18 protein-coding genes are annotated in these 19,038 nt (G+C 67.1%); 9 read left to right on the forward strand and 9 right to left on the reverse strand.

Features of this window, described 5'->3' with window-relative positions; all coding sequences use genetic code 11:
- Positions 1-34: 34 nt before the first annotated feature.
- Together QTH86_RS10670 and QTH86_RS10675 are read right to left on the reverse strand one after the other, a co-directional pair.
- Positions 35-721: a Fe2+-dependent dioxygenase gene (locus QTH86_RS10670; protein WP_286644717.1), complete on the reverse strand. Its 687-nt coding sequence runs from the start codon at positions 719-721 to the stop codon at positions 35-37.
- An 18-nt stretch (positions 722-739) separates the two neighbouring features.
- Entirely contained in the window at positions 740-2,929 is a 2,190-nt protein-coding gene (locus QTH86_RS10675; RefSeq protein WP_286644716.1) for a TonB-dependent receptor, read from the reverse strand.
- 370 nt (positions 2,930-3,299) lie between these two features.
- Here QTH86_RS10675 and QTH86_RS10680 point away from each other — a divergent pair, with 370 nt between their 5' ends.
- Together QTH86_RS10680 and QTH86_RS10685 are read left to right on the forward strand one after the other, a co-directional pair.
- Positions 3,300-3,635: a transcriptional repressor gene (locus QTH86_RS10680; protein ID WP_286644715.1), complete on the forward strand. Its 336-nt coding sequence runs from the start codon at positions 3,300-3,302 to the stop codon at positions 3,633-3,635.
- 112 nt (positions 3,636-3,747) lie between these two features.
- Positions 3,748-4,506 carry a hypothetical protein gene (locus QTH86_RS10685; protein ID WP_286644714.1) on the forward strand — a complete coding sequence of 253 codons (759 nt, stop codon included), beginning with the start codon at positions 3,748-3,750 and terminating at the stop codon, positions 4,504-4,506.
- Between the two features lie 24 nt (positions 4,507-4,530).
- Here the strand turns inward: QTH86_RS10685 and QTH86_RS10690 are convergent, their stop codons facing one another.
- The 7 genes from QTH86_RS10690 to QTH86_RS10720 all read right to left on the reverse strand — a co-directional run bounded on the left by QTH86_RS10690 (position 4,531) and on the right by QTH86_RS10720 (position 11,525).
- Entirely contained in the window at positions 4,531-5,181 is a 651-nt protein-coding gene (locus QTH86_RS10690) for a glutathione S-transferase (protein ID WP_286644713.1), read from the reverse strand.
- Between the two features lie 95 nt (positions 5,182-5,276).
- Positions 5,277-6,713 (reverse strand): aldehyde dehydrogenase family protein, encoded by a 1,437-nt coding sequence (locus QTH86_RS10695; protein WP_286644712.1) that lies wholly within the window; start codon positions 6,711-6,713, stop codon positions 5,277-5,279.
- An 85-nt stretch (positions 6,714-6,798) separates the two neighbouring features.
- Positions 6,799-8,124 carry a glucarate dehydratase gene (gudD, locus tag QTH86_RS10700; RefSeq protein ID WP_286644711.1) on the reverse strand — a complete coding sequence of 442 codons (1,326 nt, stop codon included), beginning with the start codon at positions 8,122-8,124 and terminating at the stop codon, positions 6,799-6,801.
- Positions 8,121-8,570 (reverse strand): nuclear transport factor 2 family protein, encoded by a 450-nt coding sequence (locus tag QTH86_RS10705; protein ID WP_286644710.1) that lies wholly within the window; start codon positions 8,568-8,570, stop codon positions 8,121-8,123. Before QTH86_RS10705 ends, gudD begins: the two co-directional genes overlap by 4 nt.
- Positions 8,571-8,703: 133 nt before the next feature.
- The gene (gene kdgD / locus QTH86_RS10710) at positions 8,704-9,615 is read right to left on the reverse strand and encodes a 5-dehydro-4-deoxyglucarate dehydratase (protein ID WP_286644709.1); all 912 of its coding nucleotides are present in this window, start codon (positions 9,613-9,615) and stop codon (positions 8,704-8,706) included.
- A gap of 37 nt (positions 9,616-9,652) precedes the next feature.
- On the reverse strand, positions 9,653-10,636 hold the full coding sequence (locus tag QTH86_RS10715; RefSeq protein ID WP_286644708.1) for a Bug family tripartite tricarboxylate transporter substrate binding protein: 984 nt from the start codon (positions 10,634-10,636) through the stop codon (positions 9,653-9,655).
- A 106-nt stretch (positions 10,637-10,742) separates the two neighbouring features.
- On the reverse strand, positions 10,743-11,525 hold the full coding sequence (locus QTH86_RS10720; protein ID WP_286644707.1) for a FadR/GntR family transcriptional regulator: 783 nt from the start codon (positions 11,523-11,525) through the stop codon (positions 10,743-10,745).
- 93 nt (positions 11,526-11,618) lie between these two features.
- Between QTH86_RS10720 and QTH86_RS10725 the strand changes: the two genes are divergently transcribed.
- From QTH86_RS10725 to garD, 7 genes are read left to right on the forward strand one after another with little or no spacing between them, the layout of a single operon-like run.
- On the forward strand, positions 11,619-12,476 hold the full coding sequence (locus tag QTH86_RS10725; protein ID WP_286644706.1) for an NAD-dependent epimerase/dehydratase family protein: 858 nt from the start codon (positions 11,619-11,621) through the stop codon (positions 12,474-12,476).
- 18 nt (positions 12,477-12,494) lie between these two features.
- A complete protein-coding gene (locus QTH86_RS10730) occupies positions 12,495-13,394 on the forward strand; it encodes an SMP-30/gluconolactonase/LRE family protein (protein ID WP_286644705.1) in 900 nt (299 codons plus the stop codon).
- 43 nt (positions 13,395-13,437) lie between these two features.
- Positions 13,438-14,415: a TRAP transporter substrate-binding protein gene (locus tag QTH86_RS10735; protein ID WP_286644704.1), complete on the forward strand. Its 978-nt coding sequence runs from the start codon at positions 13,438-13,440 to the stop codon at positions 14,413-14,415.
- 46 nt (positions 14,416-14,461) lie between these two features.
- Positions 14,462-14,950, forward strand: coding sequence for a TRAP transporter small permease (locus QTH86_RS10740; protein WP_286644703.1), 489 nt, complete (start codon positions 14,462-14,464; stop codon positions 14,948-14,950).
- Between the two features lie 4 nt (positions 14,951-14,954).
- Positions 14,955-16,250 (forward strand): TRAP transporter large permease, encoded by a 1,296-nt coding sequence (locus QTH86_RS10745; protein ID WP_286644702.1) that lies wholly within the window; start codon positions 14,955-14,957, stop codon positions 16,248-16,250.
- 47 nt (positions 16,251-16,297) lie between these two features.
- Positions 16,298-17,389: a lactonase family protein gene (locus QTH86_RS10750; RefSeq protein WP_286644701.1), complete on the forward strand. Its 1,092-nt coding sequence runs from the start codon at positions 16,298-16,300 to the stop codon at positions 17,387-17,389.
- 44 nt (positions 17,390-17,433) lie between these two features.
- The gene (garD, locus tag QTH86_RS10755) at positions 17,434-19,023 is read left to right on the forward strand and encodes a galactarate dehydratase (protein WP_286644700.1); all 1,590 of its coding nucleotides are present in this window, start codon (positions 17,434-17,436) and stop codon (positions 19,021-19,023) included.
- Positions 19,024-19,038 lie beyond the last annotated feature (15 nt).

Consider the following 19,038-nt stretch of genomic DNA (forward strand, 5'->3'; position numbering starts at 1 on the left):
GATGAACCTCGATGCAGGGAAGGCCGCGCAGCGCTCAGACGTCGAGCCACATGCGCAGCAGGTTGTGGTACGTGCTGGTGAGGCCGATCACGCCCGGATCGGTCTCGCCATAGGAACTGCGCAGGTGACGCAGATGGTTGTCCATGTCGAACAACAGGCGGCGCTGTTCGTCGCTGCGGACCATGCTCTGGATCCAGAAGTAACTCGCGACGCGAAAGCCCCGCGTGACCGGTGTCACCCGGTGCACGCTGGTGCCGGGGTACATCACCATGTCACCCGCGGCCAGCTTCACGCGTTGCTCGCCGTAGGTGTCTTCAATGACCAGTTCGCCGCCGTCGTAGTCGGCCGGGTCGCTCAGGAAGAGCGTGCACGAGATGTCCGTACGGACCCGGCCCGAACCGTCGCGCAGGAAGCGCACGGAACTGTCGACGTGGTTGCCGAACGCATTGGACGCGCCGCCATAGCGGTTGAAGAGCGGTGGCGAAATCTGCTTGGGCAGTGCTGCCGAGAAGAACACCTGGTGCCGCTCCAGCCCCCGCAGCAACAGGCGCTGCACCGCACGGGTTTCGTCGCAATCCTCCTGCAACTGCTCGTTGTTCTTGGCCAGCGCGGACTGGCTGCCCGCGGTGATCCGGCCGTCACCCCAGGGGGCGTCGGCCAGGATCGCCCGGGCCTCTCGCAGCTCCTCGGGTGTGAGCACCTGTTTGACGTGCAGCAGCATGGTTGCAGGATAGCCCGATCAGAAGCGAACGCCGACCGTGGCGAGCACCTGGCGTTTGGCACCGAGGATGGTGAAGCCCGGGTACAGCTGATCGCCGTAGGCCTTGTTGCTCAGGTTGTTGACGTTGATCTGCGCATACACATCCGGGGTGAACTTGTACTCGAACATCGCATCGGCCACCATGTAGCCCGGCACGCGGGCGGTTGCAGAGGCGGCGCCGGTGTTACCCGTCAGCGGGCGGTTTTCGGTGGCGCCATGCGCGCCCAGCGCCACGCGCATCTTCGAGGTTGCCTGGTAGCTGATCCAGACGGCACCCGACTGCTTGGGCGTGAGACCGACGCGCTGCCCCACCGAGGCCTGTGCGGCAGCAGCGCTGCCGGCCTGGTCGATCTTCGCGACCGGCACCCAGGTGTAGGAGAAATAGACCTCCCATTGCGGCCCCAGGCGGCCGACCACGTCGAGCTCGAGGCCGGCGGTGTGCCGCTTGCCCGACAGCGTGTAGGCCGAGCCGGCGAAGTCGGAATCGGTGGTGCGCTCGTTGTACTTCTCGGTGCGGAAGATCGCGCCGCGTGTCGACAGCGCGCCGCCCAGCCAGTCGAGCTTGGCGCCCAGTTCGAGGTTGCGGCTCTTCTCCGGCGGCGTGTTGGCGTTCTGCGGCGTGACGTATTGGTAGGTGTCGGCCGAGGTGTTGAACGAGGTGCCGTACGACAGGTGATAGGACTGCGTGTCGGTCGGCTGGAACAGCACGCCGCCGCGATAGCTCCACGGTGAATTCGACAGGTGCGTGCTGGTGGTGCTGATCAGCCGGCCGTTGGCGCCCGTGGCATAGCCCAACTGCTCGAAGTCGCCAGAGAAGTGGTCGTAGCGCACGCCGCCGAGCAGCTTCCATTGCGGTGCCACCTGGACCAAGTCCTGCAGGTACACGCCATAGGCCTTGGCGTCGTAGTTGCTCGAATGGCGCCATTGCGGTGACAGGCCGGTGCCGGTCAGGCCGGCGCCGTCGTCGGGCGTGCCGACCTGCGTGAACGGACGCGTGCCGAGCGTGCTGCCGTTGTTCTGGAAGCGATTCGCCTCTTCCTTCGAGGCGTCGATGCCGGTCAGCAGCTCGTGCTTCATGCCGAGGGCGTTGAAGGCCTGGCTGTAGTCGCTTTGCGCATAGGTCGCCTTGTAGCGGTCCTTGCGCGGTGTCAGGCCGCTGCGCGTGAGGAAGGTCGCCGGGTCAAGCGAGGTGACGGCAGGCGTGTTGGGCGGGCAGGCACCCGCCGCGGTCGGACGCGCGCCGCAGGCACCGACCGCCGTGCTCCATTGCGCCCGGTCGAACACGCCGCTGCGCACCTGCGTACGCAACTCGCCACCATTGGCGAAGGCGTGCTTCCACGCCCCGTGCACATAGTTGGCCTCGCCGTCGACGAAGTCTGCCGAGGTGCCGTAATACTTGCCCGGCTTGACCGGCGCCAGGCTGCCGTTGACGTAACGAACGGCCGACATCGGCACATTGTTGTTCTTCAGATGGAACAAACCGACGGTGAACTCGTCCGCCGTACCCAGTCCCCAGCTGTAGCTCGGCGCGATGCCGTTCTTGTCGATGTTCGCGCCGCCGTTGTCCGCCTTGTTGTACATCGCGTTGATGCGCAGCGCCGAGGTTTCGCCGGTACGGATGTTGAAGTCGGCGGTGGTGCGGTAGTAGCCGCCGGTGCCCACGGTGCCGACGACGTCGGTCTGGTCGGCCAGCAGCGGCTTCTTGCTCACCTGGTTCACCACGCCGCCGGTCGAGCCGCGGCCGAACAGCATCGAGGCGGAACCACGCATCACCTCGATGCGGTCGAGATTGAAGGTGTCACGGTCGTACTGGGACGGGTCGCGCATGCCATCGATCATCAGGTCGCCGGTGCTGGCGATCGGGAAGCCGCGCAGCCGGATGTCCTGGTCGGTGCCGTTCTCGGTGGCGGCGAAGGTGATGCCGGCCGTGTAGTGCAGTGCGTCGCGCAGTGTGTCGAGCTTCACGTCGTCGATCAGCTTCTCGGTCACCACGGTGATCGACTGGGGCACGTCGCGAATGTCCTGCACGCCTTTGCCGATGCTGGTCTTCTTGGTCTGAATCTGGTCCTTGCCCTGCGTTTCGGCTTCCCCGGTCACGGTCACCGTGCCGAGTGTCCCACCCGTCGCAGGCGGCGTCTGCGCCCAACTGCTGACGGAGGCCGCCAGCATGAGCGCGCCAAGCGGAAATGCGGTGGCTGCGTCGACCGATCGTGCAGCGAGGGAGCGGAAAGCGGGAGCGGCGGGCGCAGGCGCGCGGCGGGATTTTCGAGCCAAGGGGGCCTCCATGAAAACGCGAACGCCAAAAGCGTCGCGGTGGGTGGAAGGCTGGCTACGCGCTGGAGCGCAAATGGCTTGCCGGGAATGCGGAACGCAGTATAGGGTTTGGCGACAAAAGTAGCACTTGATAACCCACTCTTCTTTGCTACTTGTATTGGACATACAACTGTCCAACCAAGATTTCCCTACTTTGCAGTAGTACGCTGTCGTCCTACTCTATGCATTTTTTCATCCGCCCTGCACTTTGGATGCCCGCCGCCTCATGTCCCCACGCAGCCATTCCCCAACCACCGGACGGCTCGGCGCGCAACACGACGCCGTGCTGTCGACGCTGCGCGCCATGCCCACCCCCGAGCCCGACGCGCACACGATCTACCGGGCCCTCCTCACCCAAGGCCAGGACATGCCCTTGTCGACGCTCTATCGCGCGCTCAAGGCACTCGAGAGCGCCGGCCTGGTGCGACGTCAATGGGCGCCGCACCACGGACGTCCACGCGGTGTCTACAGCGCGACCGGGGACAGTTCAGCCGCCGCGCAAGCCGGTGCCGTGTGCGCGCACTGCGGGGCGCATCTCGCGACGACCGGCACCTCGTCGTAGTCGCGGCCGCCCCGACACGCTGCGCCGGCTCAACGCCGGACCCGCATGACGGCCGCATTCCGGCACGGGCAGAATCGGGCCGTCCTTCTTTTCCGTCGCCGCGCTCTGCCCCATGTTCCAGGCCTTCGTGATCGTCAGCCGTGAGGCGATCGAACTGCTGCTGATCCTCATTGCCCTGCGGGAATGGGCACGCCAGGCACAACGACCCGGGCTGGGGCCCTGGATCGCCATCGGCGTGATCGCAGGCTTCGCTGCTGCGGCCGCCATCGTGGCCACGCTGCCGGAGACCGGCATGAACGAATGGCTGGACATCGCCCTGACCTGCGGCTTCGGCCTGTCGGTCGCGCTGCTGTCCTGCGGCACGATGGCGTCGATGGCGGGCATCGGGGCCCATGCGAGTTCGGTCTTCGACAACTGGTTCGCACGGCGCGCCACGGCCATCCCGGTGCTGGGTTTCGTCGCGTTCAGCGCGCTGCGCGAAGCGCTGGAGGCCTTCCTGCTCATCCGTTTCGTGGCAGCGGCGAACACGGTGCACGACGTGGCCTGGGGCGTCGCGCTGGGCCTGGCCGCCTGCGCATTGCTGGCGGCCGCCTGGCAAGCGCTGGCGACCAGCCGGCGCACGCACATCGTGTTCCGTCTGACCGCCGTGCTCCTGTTCATCATCGGCATCCAGATGATGCTGGAGGCCGTCGTCGAGGTGCTGCTGCGCGGCGTCGCCGGCCCGCACCTCACGCAGGTGGGCCGCGCCATGCAGCCGTACCTGGAAAACGGCGACCGCTACTGGTTGCTGTGCGCCGGCCTGGCCGTGATCCCGCTGGTGCTGTGGATGCGCGCCTGGTGGCGGCGCGCCGGGACGGTGCAGCGGCGCTGACCCGCAGGGCGCGAAGTCGACCGATCAGGCGTCCGCAGCAAAGACCACCACGGCATCGCCCGGCCGCCAGGGCCCGTACTTCGACATGATCGCGCCCCACATCGGCGACCCGGTCAGTGCGGACAGCCAGGCCCGCAGCAGGGGCCATGGCGTTGTCGCGAACCACACGGGATCAACCTGCGCGAACTGCCGCACGAAGGGCGCGATGGCCATGTCGGCCAGGGCGGGCGCGCCACCGAACAGGTGGCGCGACCCGCGCAACCGCGCCTCCAGCCGATCGAGGAAGACGCCGGCTTCGGTCCGGTGCTGCAACGCGTCGGCCCCTTCGAAACGGTTGGGGTATTTGTAGCGATCCAGATGCTGCTTGAAATCGCCGTCGCACTGCGCGACGAGGGCAAGCATGTCATCGAGCGTGCCGGCCGACGGCGTGAGCCAGCCCTGCGGATCGCGCTGCGCCAGCGCCCACTGCATGATCTCCAGGCTCTCGTCGATCACCGTGCCGTCGACATCGACCAGCACCGGTACCGTGGCCTTGGGCGAGGCTTCACGCAAGGCAGCGGGCTTGTCGCGCAGCACCACCTCGCGCAACTCGCAGGCCGTGCCACTGACCAGCAGCGCGAAGCGGGCACGCATGGCGAAGGGACAGCGGCGGAAGGAATAAAGGATGGGCAGCATGGGGTCGCTGCGATGGTAGACCCACGCCCATGAAAAATGCCCGCGGCGCAAGCGCAGCGGGCATGGCGTTCAACGCGGAACGTTCTGTCCAGTGATCAGGCCAGCGTGTACGCCGTTTTCACGACCGTGAAGAATTCCTGCGCGTACTTGCCCTGCTCGCGCGGGCCGTAGCTCGAGCCCTTGCGGCCGCCGAAGGGCACGTGGTAGTCCACGCCCGCCGTCGGCAGGTTGACCATCACCATGCCGGCCTGGCTGTGGCGCTTGAAATGGGTGGCGTATTTCAGGCTGGTCGTCGCGATGCCCGCCGACAGGCCGAACTCGGTGTCGTTGGCCGTGGCCAGCGCTTCTTCGTAGTCCTTCACGCGGATCACGCTCGCCACCGGGCCGAACACCTCTTCCCGGTTGATGCGCGCGGTCTTCTCGGTGTCCACCAGCAGCGCCGGCGACATGTAGAAGCCTTCGGTGTCCAGCTTCAGGCGCTGGCCGCCGGCCGCCAACGTGCCACCTTCGTCCTGGCCGATCTTCACGTACTCCAGGTCCTGGTCGAGCTGGCTCTGACTGGACACCGGGCCGATGTCCGTGCCCTGCGCGAGCGCGTCGCCCACCTTGATCTTTTCCATGCGCGCCTTCATCGCCTCGATGAACTTCGGGTAGATGGCCTGGGTGACGATCAGGCGGCTCGACGCGGTGCAACGCTGGCCGGTGGAATAGAAGGCGCTCTGCACGCTGAGCTCGACGGCCTGGGCCAGGTCGGCGTCGTCCAGGATGACTTGCGGGTTCTTGCCGCCCATCTCCAGCTGCACCTTCTTGTGGCTCTTGACGCACTGCACGGCGATGTTGCGGCCGACGCCGACCGAGCCGGTGAAGCTGATCGCGTGGATGCCGGGGTGCTCGACCAGCGCATTGCCGATCACGCTGCCGCGGCCCATCACCAGGTTGAACACGCCCGCCGGAATGCCCGAGCGGCTGATGATCTCGGCCAGCGCCCAGGCGGAGCCCGGCACCAGGTCGGCGGGCTTGAGCACCACGCAGTTGCCGAAGGCCAGCGCCGGCGCGATCTTCCATGCCGGGATGGCGATCGGGAAGTTCCAGGGCGTGATCAGGCCGACGACGCCGACCGGCTCGCGCGTGATCTCGACGCCGATGTTCGGGCGCACCGACGGGATGATCTCGCCGGCCAGGCGAAGGCATTCGCCGGCGAAGAACTTGAAGATCTGGCCGGCGCGCGTGGCTTCGCCGATGCCTTCAGCCTTGGTCTTGCCTTCCTCGCGCGCGAGCAGCGTGCCCAGCTCTTCCTTGCGCGCCAGGATCTCGGTGCCGATCTTGTCGAGCGCGTCGGAACGCATCTGGATGCCGCTGGTCGACCAGGCCGGGAAAGCGGCGGTGGCCGCGGCCACGGCGGCGTCGACCTGGCTGGCGTCGCCCTGCGTGTACTCGGCGATGGTGTCGCCCAGGTTGGACGGGTTCAGGTTCGGGCTGTAGCTGTTGCCCTTCTTCCATTCGCCGCCGATCAGGTTGTCGTGTTGTTGCATGTCGGATCCTTGTGGTGAAAAGTGAGAAAGCCGAAGCGACCGCGCTTCGGCTTGGGAAGAAACGGTGGGTGCCGAGATTAACGCGTCAGCGCACCATGCAGGGCCGCTTGTTGTCGAATTGCCAGCCGGGGATCAGGTACTGCATGGCCTGCGCGTCGTTGCGCGCACCGAGGCCGTGCTTCAGGTACAGCTGGTGCGCCTTCTCGACCTCGTCCATGTCCAGTTCCACGCCCAGCCCGCCCTGTTGGGGCACCTGCACGTAGCCGCCTTCGATCTGCAGCGGGTTCTTCGTCAGGCGCTGGCCGTCCTGCCAGATCCAGTGCGTGTCGATGGCCGTGACCTTGCCGGGCGCCGCCGCGGCCACGTGCGTGAACATCGCGAGCGACACGTCGAAGTGGTTGTTCGAATGCGAGCCCCAGGTCAGGCCCCAGGCCTGGCACAGCTGCGCCACGCGCACCGAGCCGGCCATGGTCCAGAAGTGCGGGTCGGCCAGCGGGATGTCGACCGACTGCAGCGACAGGCTGTGCACCATCTCGCGCCAGTCGGTGGCGACCATGTTGGTGGCGGTCGGCAGGCCGGTGGCGCGGCGGAATTCGGCCATCACCTCGCGGCCGGAAAACACGCCTTCGGCACCGCATGGGTCTTCGGCATAGGCCATCACGCCGTGCAGGTCGCGCGTGAGGCGGATCGCGTCCTTGAGCAGCCAGCCGCCGTTGGGGTCGAGCGTGACGCGCGCCTCGGGGAAGCGCTCGTGCAGCGCACGGATCGCCTCGACTTCCTCCTCGCCACGCAGCACGCCGCCCTTGAGCTTGAAGTCGGTGAAGCCGTAGCGCGCGTGGCTGGCCTCGGCCAGGCGCACGATGGCCTCGGGCGTCATGGCTTCTTCGTGACGCAGGCGGAACCAGTCGTTGTCCGCCTCGGGCTCGCTGCGGTACGGCAGGTCGGTCTTCTTCCGGTCGCCGACGTAGAAGAGATAGCCGAGCATCTGCACCGCATCGCGCTGCTGGCCTTCGCCGAGCAGTGCGGCAACGGGCACGTTCAGGTGCTGGCCCAGCAGGTCGAGCAATGCGGCCTCGGCGGCCGTGACCGCGTGGATGGCGATGCGCAGGTCGAAGGTCTGCGTGCCGCGGCCACCGCTGTCGCGGTCGGCGAACTGCGCGCGCATGGCGTTGAGCACCGCGTTGTGCCGGCCGATGGGCTGGCCGACGATCAGGTCGCGGGCGTCTTCCAGCGTCTGGCGGATCTTCTCGCCGCCGGGCACCTCGCCCACGCCGGTGTGGCCGGCGCTGTCCTTGAGGATCAGCAGGTTGCGCGTGAAGAACGGCCCGTGCGCGCCGCTCAGGTTCATCAGCATGCCGTCGTGGCCCGCGACCGGGACCACGCGCAGTTCGGTGACGACGGGTGTTGTCATTGCGGAGGGCGGACCGCCTGGCGGGCCAGCAGCTTCCAGTCGCCGCCCTGCTTCTGCCAGACGCCGAGGATCTTGATGCTGACCTTGCCCGGCTTACCCGAGTCGTTGGTGTCGGCCGTGAGCGTGTGGCGCACGATCGCGACGTTGTCGACCAGCTTGATGGTCTGGTCGGTGATGGCGATGGTGACGAAGTCCGACTTGCGGTCCATCAGGTCGGCGATGAAGCTGGTCTTGGTGTCGACCTTGCCGCCCGAATGGCCGTAGCTCAGGTCGTCGGCCACCAGCGCGTTGAGCGCGGCCGGCGTCGGGTCGATCATGGCGACGCGCAGTCGTTCGGCCGCAGCCGCCACGGCCTGTTCATCGGCTGCGCCGCTGCCGCGGGACATGCCGGCGCAGCCGGCAAGGGCCGTTGCAGCGGCGGCAATAAGGATCAGTTTCTTCAGCATTTTTTGTCTCTCTTTCTGGGTTGGAACTGCATTCACCAGAAACACCGCGGAACCGGCTTCGCCGGGCCGCTGGTGTTGCCCCCTTGAGGGGGATTCGGCTACACGAAGTGAGCCGCTCCGGGGGTGGGCATATTCACTGCGGGCCGAGCTTGTCGATGAGTGCCTTGAGCATCTCCATCTCGTTCGGCTTCAGGTCGGTCAGCGGTGCGCGCACCGGGCCACCGTCGTGGCCCACGAGTCGGGCGCCGGCCTTGATGATGCTCACGCCATAGCCTTCGACGCGGTTGCGGATTTCCAGGTAGGGCATGAAGAAATCCTTCAGCAGACGATGCTGCGTCGGCAGGTCGTCGGAAGCCACCGCCTTGTAGAAATCCATCGCAGTCTTCGGGATGAAGTTGAACACCGCCGACGAATACACCGGCGTGCCCAGTGCCTTGTAGGCGGCCGCATAGACCTCGGCCGTAGGCAACCCACCCAGGTAGGCGAAGCGGTCGCCCATCTTCATGAAGATGGAGGACATCGTTTCGATGTTGCCCACGCCGTCCTTGAAGCCGACCAGATTGGGGCAGCGCTCAGCCAGGATGGCCAGCGAGTTGGGGGTGAGCCGGGTGCGGTCGCGGTTGTAGACGATGACGCCGAACTTCACGCTCTTGCAGACGGCTTCGACATGCGCGATCAGGCCTTCCTGGCCGGCTTCGGTCAGGTAGTGCGGCAGCAGCAGGATGCCGTGGGCGCCCAACCGTTCGGCTTCCTGCGCATGCGCGATGGCGGTGCGGGTCGGGCCGCCGGCGCCGGCGATGATCGGCACCTTGCCGCGGCAGGTATCCACCGCCGTCTTGATGACGCGACCGTACTCCTCGCCAGCGAGCGAGAAGTATTCGCCCGTGCCGCCGGCTGCGAACAGCGCGCTCGCGCCGTAAGGCGCCAACCACTCCAGGCGCTCGACATAGGTCTTCGGCCGGAATTCGCCTTGTTCGTCGAAGTCCGTGATCGGGAAGGACAACAGGCCGGAGCCCATGATGGATTTGAGTTCTTGCGGATTCATCGCATTTCCTGTGATGGGAGAAAAAGAGAGGGACCGGTCAGTCCAGCTTGATGTTGGCGTCGGCCACGACCTTGGCCCAGCGCGCGCGTTCCTTGTTGAAGAACTGCTCTTCCTCGGCCGGTGCCATGGTCACGACCTCGGCGCCCTGCCCGGCCAGGCGCGAGCGGATGTCGGCGGCACGAATGACCGTGATGAGTTCCTTGTTCAGGCGCTGCACCACGGCGTCGGGCGTGCCCTTGGCCACGCGCACGCCCTGCCAGGTGCCGGACTCGAAGCCCGGAACACCTTGCTCTGCGATGGTCGGCACGTCGCCGATCAGCGGCATGCGGGTGCCCTTGGAAACGGCCAGCACCTTCAGCTTGCCGCCCTGCACCTGCGGCAGCGTGGCGAGCATGCCGTTCATCAGCACCTGCGTCTGGCCGGCCACCGTGTCCTGGATGGCCTGGACGCCTCCCTTGTACGGCACGTAGGTCCACTTGGCGCCGCTGGCGCGCTCCAGCGCCACGCCGGCCAAGTGCGGCGCGCTGCCGGTGGCGGTCACGGCGAAGTTCAGGTCGCCGGTCTTCGACAGGGCGATGAGTTCCTTGAGGTTGTTCGCCTTCACCGACGGATGCACCACCAGCAGGTGGGGCGAATAGGCCAGCATGGTCACGCCGCGCAGGTCCTTCGACGGGTCGAAGGGCAGCTTGGTGTAGACCGACGGGCTGATGGCCAGCGCACCCACGTCGCACAGCAGCAGCGTGTAGCCATCGGGGGCCGACTTGGCGACGAAGTCGGCGCCGAGATTGCCGTTGGCACCGGGCCGGTTCTCGACGATCACCGGCTGCTTGAGCGCTTCGGACAGCGGCTGGCTGATGGCGCGGGCGATGATGTCCGAGGAACCACCCGGCGGGTACGGCACGATGAGCTTGATGGGCCTGGTCGGCTGCCAAGCAGCCTGGGCCATCGCGGCAAGAGGTGCGGCCAGCGCGAGCGTGGCGAGGCAGGCGGAGCCGACGAGGCGGCGGCGAGCAATAGACATGGACATCTCCGTTGTTTTGAAAAGCGATACCACCCGCTTCACAGCGAAGTGATCAGTCATCGTACAACTCAAGGAATGACTTGTCCAGGGGTTGACCGATAGAAATTCAGCCCCGCGCGGCCTCGTCGGCCGCCTGGTCTGCGCGGCGAGCCGCCTCCTGCGCGAGCCGCAGGCGTTCGCGGCTGTTGGTCAGGTGGATGCGCATCGCCGCACGGGCCGACTCGGCATCGCGCCGGGCGATCGCTGCGTAGATCTCCTCGTGCTCGCGGTTGACGCGGCTGAGGTAGGCGCCACTTCGGTCGGCCGTGCGGATGGCGTTGATGCGGGTGCGCGGAATGATCGTGGTGCCGAGGTGGCTCATGATGTCCGCGAAGTACGGATTGCCAGTCGACTGGGCGATCGCCAGATGGAAACGGAAGTCGGGCGCGACCGTGTCGCCGGCCACGGCGACGTTGCTTTCGAAATCGTCCAGCGCCTGGCGCATGGCCTGCAGTTGGTCGTCGGTGCGACGGGTGGCGGCCAGCCCGGCCGATTCGGTCTCCAGGCTGATGCGCAGCTCGAGCACGGCCAGCACGTCGACCGAGGTGGCGATGTCGCCGGCGTCCAGCCGGAACACCCCGCTGGCGCGCTGTTGCAGCACGAAGGTGCCGATGCCGTGGTGCGTCTCGACCAGACCGGCCGCCTGCAGCTTCGACAGCGCCTCGCGCACCACGGTGCGGCTGACACCGAAGGCCTGCATGATTTCCGACTCGGTCGGCAGCTTGTCACCGGGGCGCAGCACGCCGTCGCGGATGCGCGCCCCGAAATCGTCGACCAGGCTGTGGGCCAGTCCCCGCCCACGCGGCCGTGGCCGGGCCATGTACGGCGCCGACGCCGGGACATCGGGCATGGTGGGAACTTCTGTTGACAGGCGAGCCATGCGCTGATGATAATCTTCCGAGAAGTTGTACGACAACAGATAACTTAATAGAGACAGATCCCGATGAGTGCTTCCGCTCCTGCCGCCACCCCTTCGCCAGCCGCGCCCGCTTCGGCCGGCACGCGACTGCACCGCCTCCTGCTGACCGGTGCCGCCGGCGGCCTGGGCAAGGTGCTGCGCGAACGGCTGCAGCCCTATGCCGACGTCATCCGCCTGTCGGACATCGGCACCATGGCCCCTGCGGCGAGCGCTGCCGAAGAAGTCGTTCCCTGCGACCTGGCCGACAAGCAGGCCGTCGATGCGCTGGTGGCAGGCTGCGACGCCATCGTCCACCTGGGCGGCGTCTCAGTCGAGCGGCCCTTCGAGGAAATCCTCGAGGCCAACATCAAGGGCATCTTTCATCTCTACGAAGCCGCCCGCCGCCATGGCGTGAAGCGCGTGGTGTTCGCCAGTTCCAACCACGTGATCGGCTTCTACAAGCAGGACGAGCACATCGACGCCAGCGCCGCGCGCCGGCCCGACGGCTACTACGGCCTGTCGAAGTCCTTCGGCGAAGACGTGGCGCAGTTCTACTTCGACCGCTACGGCATCGAGACGGTCAGCATCCGCATCGGCTCGTCCTTCCCCGAGCCGCTCAACCGCCGCATGATGAGCACCTGGCTGAGCTACCGCGACCTCACGACGCTGATCGAGAAGTCGCTGTTCACCCCGGGCGTGAAGCACACGGTGGTCTACGGCATGTCGGCCAACCGCGACGTCTGGTGGGACAACAGCGCCGCTGCGCACCTGGGCTTCGTGCCGCAGGACAGCTCGGAGGTGTTCCGCGACAAGGTCGAGGCACAGCCTTCGGTCGCGCCGACCGACCCCAACGCGATCTACCAGGGCGGGGCCTTCACCGCTCAGGGCCCTTTCGGCGACTGACCCCGCGGCGCGCACACCATGCAAGCCGAACTCGTCCTCGACGCCCGCAACGCGACCGGCGAAAGCCCGGTCTGGCACGCCGCCGAACAAGCCCTGTACTGGGTCGACATCCCGGCGCGGCAGCTCCACCGCCTCGTCCCGGCCACCGGCGCCCACAGCACCTGGACAGGCGACGAGATGCTCGCGTGCATCGCGCCGCGCGCCGACCATCCGGGGCAATGGATCGCCGGCATGGAAAGCGGCCTCTTCGCCATCGCCACGCAGGACGACGGCACGCTGGCGGCCACCCCCATCGCACGCGCGGCCCACGCCGCCCACGGCATGCGCTTCAACGATGGCCGCTGCGACCGCCAGGGCCGCTTCTGGGCCGGCACGATGCTCATGGACATGGCGGCTGCCCGCCCCGTCGGCCGCGTCTACCGCTACCAGAGCGACGTGAACGAAGAGGCCGCGCTGCGCGTGCAGTTCGACGAGATGATCGTGCCCAACGGCATGGCGTTCAGCCCCGATGGCCGCACGATGTACCTGTCGGACTCGCACCCGACCGTGCAGGCCATCTGGGCCTTCGACTACGACACGGCCACCGGCACGCCGCACAACCGGCGCCTCTTCGTCGACATGACACCGCTGCCGGGCCGGCCCGATGGCGCGGCGGTCGACGCCGACGGCTGCTACTGGATCTGCGGCAACGACGCCGGGCTGGTGCATCGCTTCACGCCCGACGGCCGGCTGGACCGCTCGCTGGAAGTGCCGGTGAAGAAGCCGGCGATGTGCGCCTTCGGCGGCGCGCAGCTCGACACGCTCTACGTCACTTCGATCCGCCCCGGCGGCGACCTGTCGGACCAGCCGCTGGCCGGCGGCGTGTTCGCGCTGCGCCCCGGCGTGCAGGGGCTGCCCGAGCCGGCCTGCCAGTTCTGACTTCAAAAGTATTTCGACAACCACCACCCGTAGAGGAAGACAAATGAGACTGCAACGCACACTGATCGCCCTGGCCGCCTGCGCCACCGCCGCGCTGGCGAGCTTCGGCGCGCAAGCGACCGAGTTCCGCTCGGCCGACATCCACCCCGACGACTACCCGACCGTCACCGCGGTCAAGTTCATGGGCGAGCGCCTGAAGGAACTCTCCGGTGGCAAGCACACCATCAAGGTGTTCAACAACAGCTCGCTGGGCAACGAGAAGGACACCATCGAACAGACCAAGATCGGCGCCCTGTCGATGGTCCGCGTGAACATCGCACCGATGAACAACATCTGCGCCGAGACGCAGGTGCCGACCATGCCCTTCCTGTTCCGCTCGGTCGACCACCTGCACAAGGTGCTCGACGGCCCGATCGGCGAAGAGATCCTGAAGTCGTGCGAGAAGCAGGGCTTCATCGGCCTGGCCTACTACGACAGCGGCGCGCGTTCGATGTTCACCGCCAAGAAGCCGGTGCGCAGCTTCGCCGACATGAAGGGCCTGAAGGTCCGCGTGCAGCAGTCCGACCTGTGGGTGTCGATGCTCGAAGCCATGGGCGCCAACGCCACGCCGATGCCCATGGGCGAGGTCTACACCGGCCTCAAGACCGGCCTGATCGACGCCGCCGAGAACAACTACCCCACCTACGAGAGCGCCCGCGCTTTCGAAGTGGCGAAGTACTACAGCAAGACCGAGCACTCGATGGCACCGGAAATGTTGCTGTTCTCCAAGCGCGTGTGGGACAAGCTCACGCCGCAGGAACAAGGCTGGGTCCGCCAGGCGGCCAAGGAGTCGGTGCCCTACATGCGCAAGCAGTGGGAAGCGCGCGAGATCAAGTCGCTCGCCACGGTGAAGGCCGGCGGCGCCGAGATCATCGAGGTCGACAAGGCTCCCTTCCAGGCCGCGATGAAGCCGGTGTACGACAAGTTCATCACCGACGCCAAGCTCAAGGACCTCGTCAAGCGGGTTCAGGACACGAAGTAATCGGCAAGGAAGCTTCCCCCCGCTGCGGGGGAAGCGGAAGAACAACATGTACACCAAACTCTGCCGCACGCTCGCGCGTGCCTGCATGTGGCTGGGCATCTTCGGACTCGTCGCAGTGATCTGCGCCGTGAGCTGGCAGGTGTTCGGCCGCTACGTCATGAACAACACGCCCACCTGGGCCGAAAGCCTGGCACTGCTGCTGGTGCTCTACGTCACGATGTTCGGCGTTGCCGTCGGCGTGCGCGACGCGGGCCACATCGGGCTCGAATCCTTCCTGGTGCTGGCACCCGACTGGCTGCGCCTGAAGATGGAATACCTCATCCATTTCCTGATCCTGATCTTCGGCGCCACCATGGCGTGGAACTGCGCATCGCTCGCCGAATCGGTGTGGGACTACCGCCTGCCCACGCTGTGGATCTCCGAAGGCTGGAAGTACGTGCCGGCCGCCATCGCCGGCGTGCTGATCGTCATGTTCTCGATCGAACACATCATCGCTTTGGCCCAAGGCCGCGAAGTCGAACCCGCCTGGGGCTGAGCCAATGACCATTCCTCTGTTGATACTTTGCGTGTCGTTCACGCTGTTCCTGCTGCTGGGCGTTCCGGTGGCTTTCTCGATCGGTCTCTCGGCGTTGGCCACCCTCGCCTACGAAGGCCTGCCGCTCGCAGTGGGCTTCCAGCAGATGACGTCCGGCATGGGCATCTTCTCGTTCCTGGCGATTCCCTTCTTCATCTTCGCGGGCGAGCTGATGCTCTACGGCGGCATCGCCGACCGCATCGTCGACTTCGCGCGCAACCTGGTCGGCCACGTGCGAGGCGGCCTGGGCATGTCGAACGTGGTGGCCTGCACGCTGTTCGGCGGCGTCTCGGGCTCGCCGGTGGCCGACGTCTCGGCCATGGGCGCCGTGATGATCCCGATGATGAAGAAAGAGGGTTACCACGCGGACTACGCCGTCAACGTGACGACGCATGCCGCCCTCGTCGGCGCGCTGATGCCGACCAGCCACAACCTGATCATCTATTCGCTCGCCGCCGGCGGCAAGGTGTCGATCGCCGCGCTGATCCTGGCGGCCCTGCTGCCGGCCGCCATCCTGACCATCAGCAACCTCGCGGCCGCCTACGGGGTGGCCGTCAAGCGCGGCTACCCGGCCGGCACCTTCCCGGGCTGGGCGATCGTGGCGCGCTCCTTTGCAGCGGCGCTGCCGGGCCTGTTCATCGTCATCCTGATCCTCGGCGGGATTCTCTCGGGCATCTTCACCGCGACCGAATCGGCGGCCGTGGCCGTCCTCTATGCGCTGGCATTGACGATCTTCCTGTACCGCACGCTGAAGTGGGAACACTTCGTGAAGGCGGCCTCGAAGGCGGTGCGCACCACCGGCGTGATCCTGCTGCTGATCGGCATCTCGAGCACCTTCGGCTATCTCATCAGCCTCTACGGCGTGGCCGAACTCACGGGCCAGATGCTGTCGCAGATCACCAGCACGCCCTGGATGATCTTCCTGATGATCAACATCATCCTGTTCGTGCTGGGCACCTTCCTGGACATGGCCGCGACGATCCTGCTGTGCACGCCGATCTTCCTGCCGATCGCGCAGCAGTACGGCATGACCTCGGTGCAGTTCGGCATCGTGATGCTGATCAACTGCGCGCTGGGCCTGAACACGCCGCCGGTGGGCACCACGCAGTTCGTCGGTTGCGCGATCGGTGGTGTGTCGGTCGGCACGGTGATGAAGACCATCTGGCCCTTCTACGGCGCGCTCATCTTCGCGCTGGGCCTGGTGACCTTCGTGCCGGCCTTCTCGACCTGGCTGCCCAGCCTGTTCATGGTGGTGAAGTAAACAAGCAACGAAGGAGTGCGGACATGGCGTCTTCCCCCAGGAGTTCTATGCATCGACATTCTTCGCCGCGAGGCATCGCCGCCAGCATCGGTGCGGCGCTGCTGCTCCTGAACGGCGCGGCATCGGCGGCCACGTGGGTCTACGTGTCCAATGCCGACAGTCAGGACGTCTCGGTGTTCGCGCTCGACCGCACGGCCGCCACGCTGACGCCGGTGGAGACCGTGCCCCTCGGCGGGATGGCCATGCCCATGGCCTTCTCGCCCGACAAGCGCGTGCTCTACGTCGCCCTGCGCTCGCAACCCTTCCGCGTCGTGAGCCTGGCTGTCGATCCGGCGAGCGGCAAGCTGCGCAAGCTGGGCGAGGCGCCGCTGGCCGACAGCATGGCCAACATCGACACCGACGCCACCGGGCGCTGGCTGTTCGCGGCCTCGTATGGCGGGCACAAGATCACGGTCAACAGCATCGGCAAGGACGGTGCCGTGGGCGCGGTGCAGCAGCTCATTCCGACGGCGCCGAACGCCCATGCGATCCATGCCGACGCCGCCAACCGCTACGTCTTCGCCACCAGCCTGGGCGGCGACAACCTCTCGAGCTGGCGCTTCGACGCCGAAACCGGACGGCTCAGCGCCAACGAGCCGGCGCTGACCACGATCACCCCCGAGAAGTCCGGCCCGCGCCACTTCGTCTGGGACAAGGCCCAGCGCCACATGTACGTGCTCGACGAGCTCGATGCCGGCCTGCACGTGATGGCCTACGACGCCGCGCGCGGCACGCTGCGCGCGGTGCAGCGCACCACCACGCTGCCCGCCGGCTTCACCGGAAAACCCTGGGCGGCCGACCTGCACTTGTCGCCCGACGGCCGCACGCTGTATGCGTCGGAACGCACGTCCAGCACGCTGTCAGCCTTCCGCGTCGACCCGGCCACCGGCCAGCTCGACGCCCTGGGCCAGGTCCCGACCGAGAAGACGCCGCGCGGCTTCGCCATCGATGCCTCGGGCCGCTTCCTGATTGCCGCGGGGCAGGATTCGCACAGCGTGTCGCTGCACCCGATCGATCCCGCGACCGGGCTGCCCGGCACACCCACGCGCGTGCCGGCCGGCAAGAACCCGAACTGGGTCGAGATCGTCGACCTGCCCTGACCTGCCTGAACAGCCCGCATGCCGACTCCCGAATCGCCAAGACCATGAACGCGCCCCACGCTCTCGCGCCCCTCACCATCCGCATGCATGCGGCCGACAACGTCGCCATCGTCGCCAACGACGGGGGCCTGCCGGCGGGCACCGTGCTGGCGTCCGGGCTGACGCTGGTCGACAAGGTGCCGCAGGCGCACAAGGTGGCGCTCGAGGACATCGCCGAGGGCGGTGTGGTGCGGCGCTACAACGTGCCGATCGGCTATGCGCTCAAGCCTATTCCCGCCGGCAGCTGGGTGCACGAGCGCCTGCTGCAGATGCCCGCGGCGCGCGAGCTGACCGGCCTGCCCATTGCCACCGTCAAGCCGCCCGAGATGCCACCGCTGGAGGGCTACACCTTCGAGGGCTACCGCAACTTGGACGGCTCGGTGGGCACCCGCAACATCCTGGCGATCACGCAGACGGTGCAGTGCGTGGCCGGCGTGGTCGACTTCGCGGTGCAGCGCATCAAGGCCGAGCTGCTGCCCAGGTACCCGAACGTCGACGACGTGGTGGGCCTGTCGCACAGCTACGGCTGCGGCGTGGCCATCGACGCGCCCGACGCCGTCATCCCGATCCGCACGCTGCGCAACATCAGCCTCAACCCGAACTTCGGCGGTGAGGTCATGGTCATCAGTCTGGGCTGCGAAAAGCTGCAGCCCGAGCGCCTGCTGCCGCCAGGCTCGATCCCCCTGGTCGACGAACGCAACGTGGCCGATGTCGGCGTCAGCGCCGAGAGCCCGCTCGACGTGGTCTGCCTGCAGGACGATGCGCACGTCGGCTTCATGTCGATGATCGATTCGATCCTGCGGCAGGCCGAGGAACACCTCGAACGCCTGAACGCGCGCCGCCGTGAAACCGTGCCCGCCAGCGAGCTGGTGGTCGGCGTGCAGTGCGGCGGCAGCGATGCCTTCTCGGGCGTGACCGCCAACCCGGCCGTGGGCTTCTGCACCGACCTGCTGGTGCGCGCCGGGGCTACCGTGATGTTCTCGGAAGTGACCGAGGTGCGCGACGGCATCGACCAGCTCACCTCGCGCGCCACCACGCCGGCCGTGGCCGACGCCATGATCCGCGAGATGGCCTGGTACGACGCCTACCTCGACAAGGGCCGCGTCGACCGCAGCGCCAACACCACGCCCGGCAACAAGAAGGGCGGGCTCTCGAACATCGTCGAGAAGGCGATGGGCTCGATCGTCAAGAGCGGCAGCGCGCCGATCTCGGGCGTGGTGTCGCCGGGCGACAAGGCGAAGCAGAAGGGCCTGCTCTACGCCGCCACGCCAGCCAGCGACTTCATCTGCGGCACGCTGCAGTTGGCCGCCGGCATGAATCTGCACGTGTTCACCACCGGCCGCGGCACGCCCTACGGCCTGGCCGAGGTGCCGGTCATCAAGGTGGCGACGCGCAGCGACCTCGCACGGCGCTGGCACGACCTGATGGACATCAACGCCGGGCGCATCGCCGACGGCGAGGCAAGCATCGAGGACGTGGGATGGGAGATGTTCCGGCTCATGCTCGAGGTGGCCAGCGGCCGCAAGAAGACCTGGGCCGAGCACTGGAAGCTGCACAACGCGCTGGTGCTGTTCAACCCCGCCCCCGTGACCTGAACCAAGGAACATAAC

Origin of the sequence: Variovorax sp. J2L1-78 (assembly GCF_030317205.1) — a bacterium.
GTDB classification, from domain to species: Bacteria; Pseudomonadota; Gammaproteobacteria; order Burkholderiales; family Burkholderiaceae_C; genus Variovorax; species Variovorax arabinosiphilus.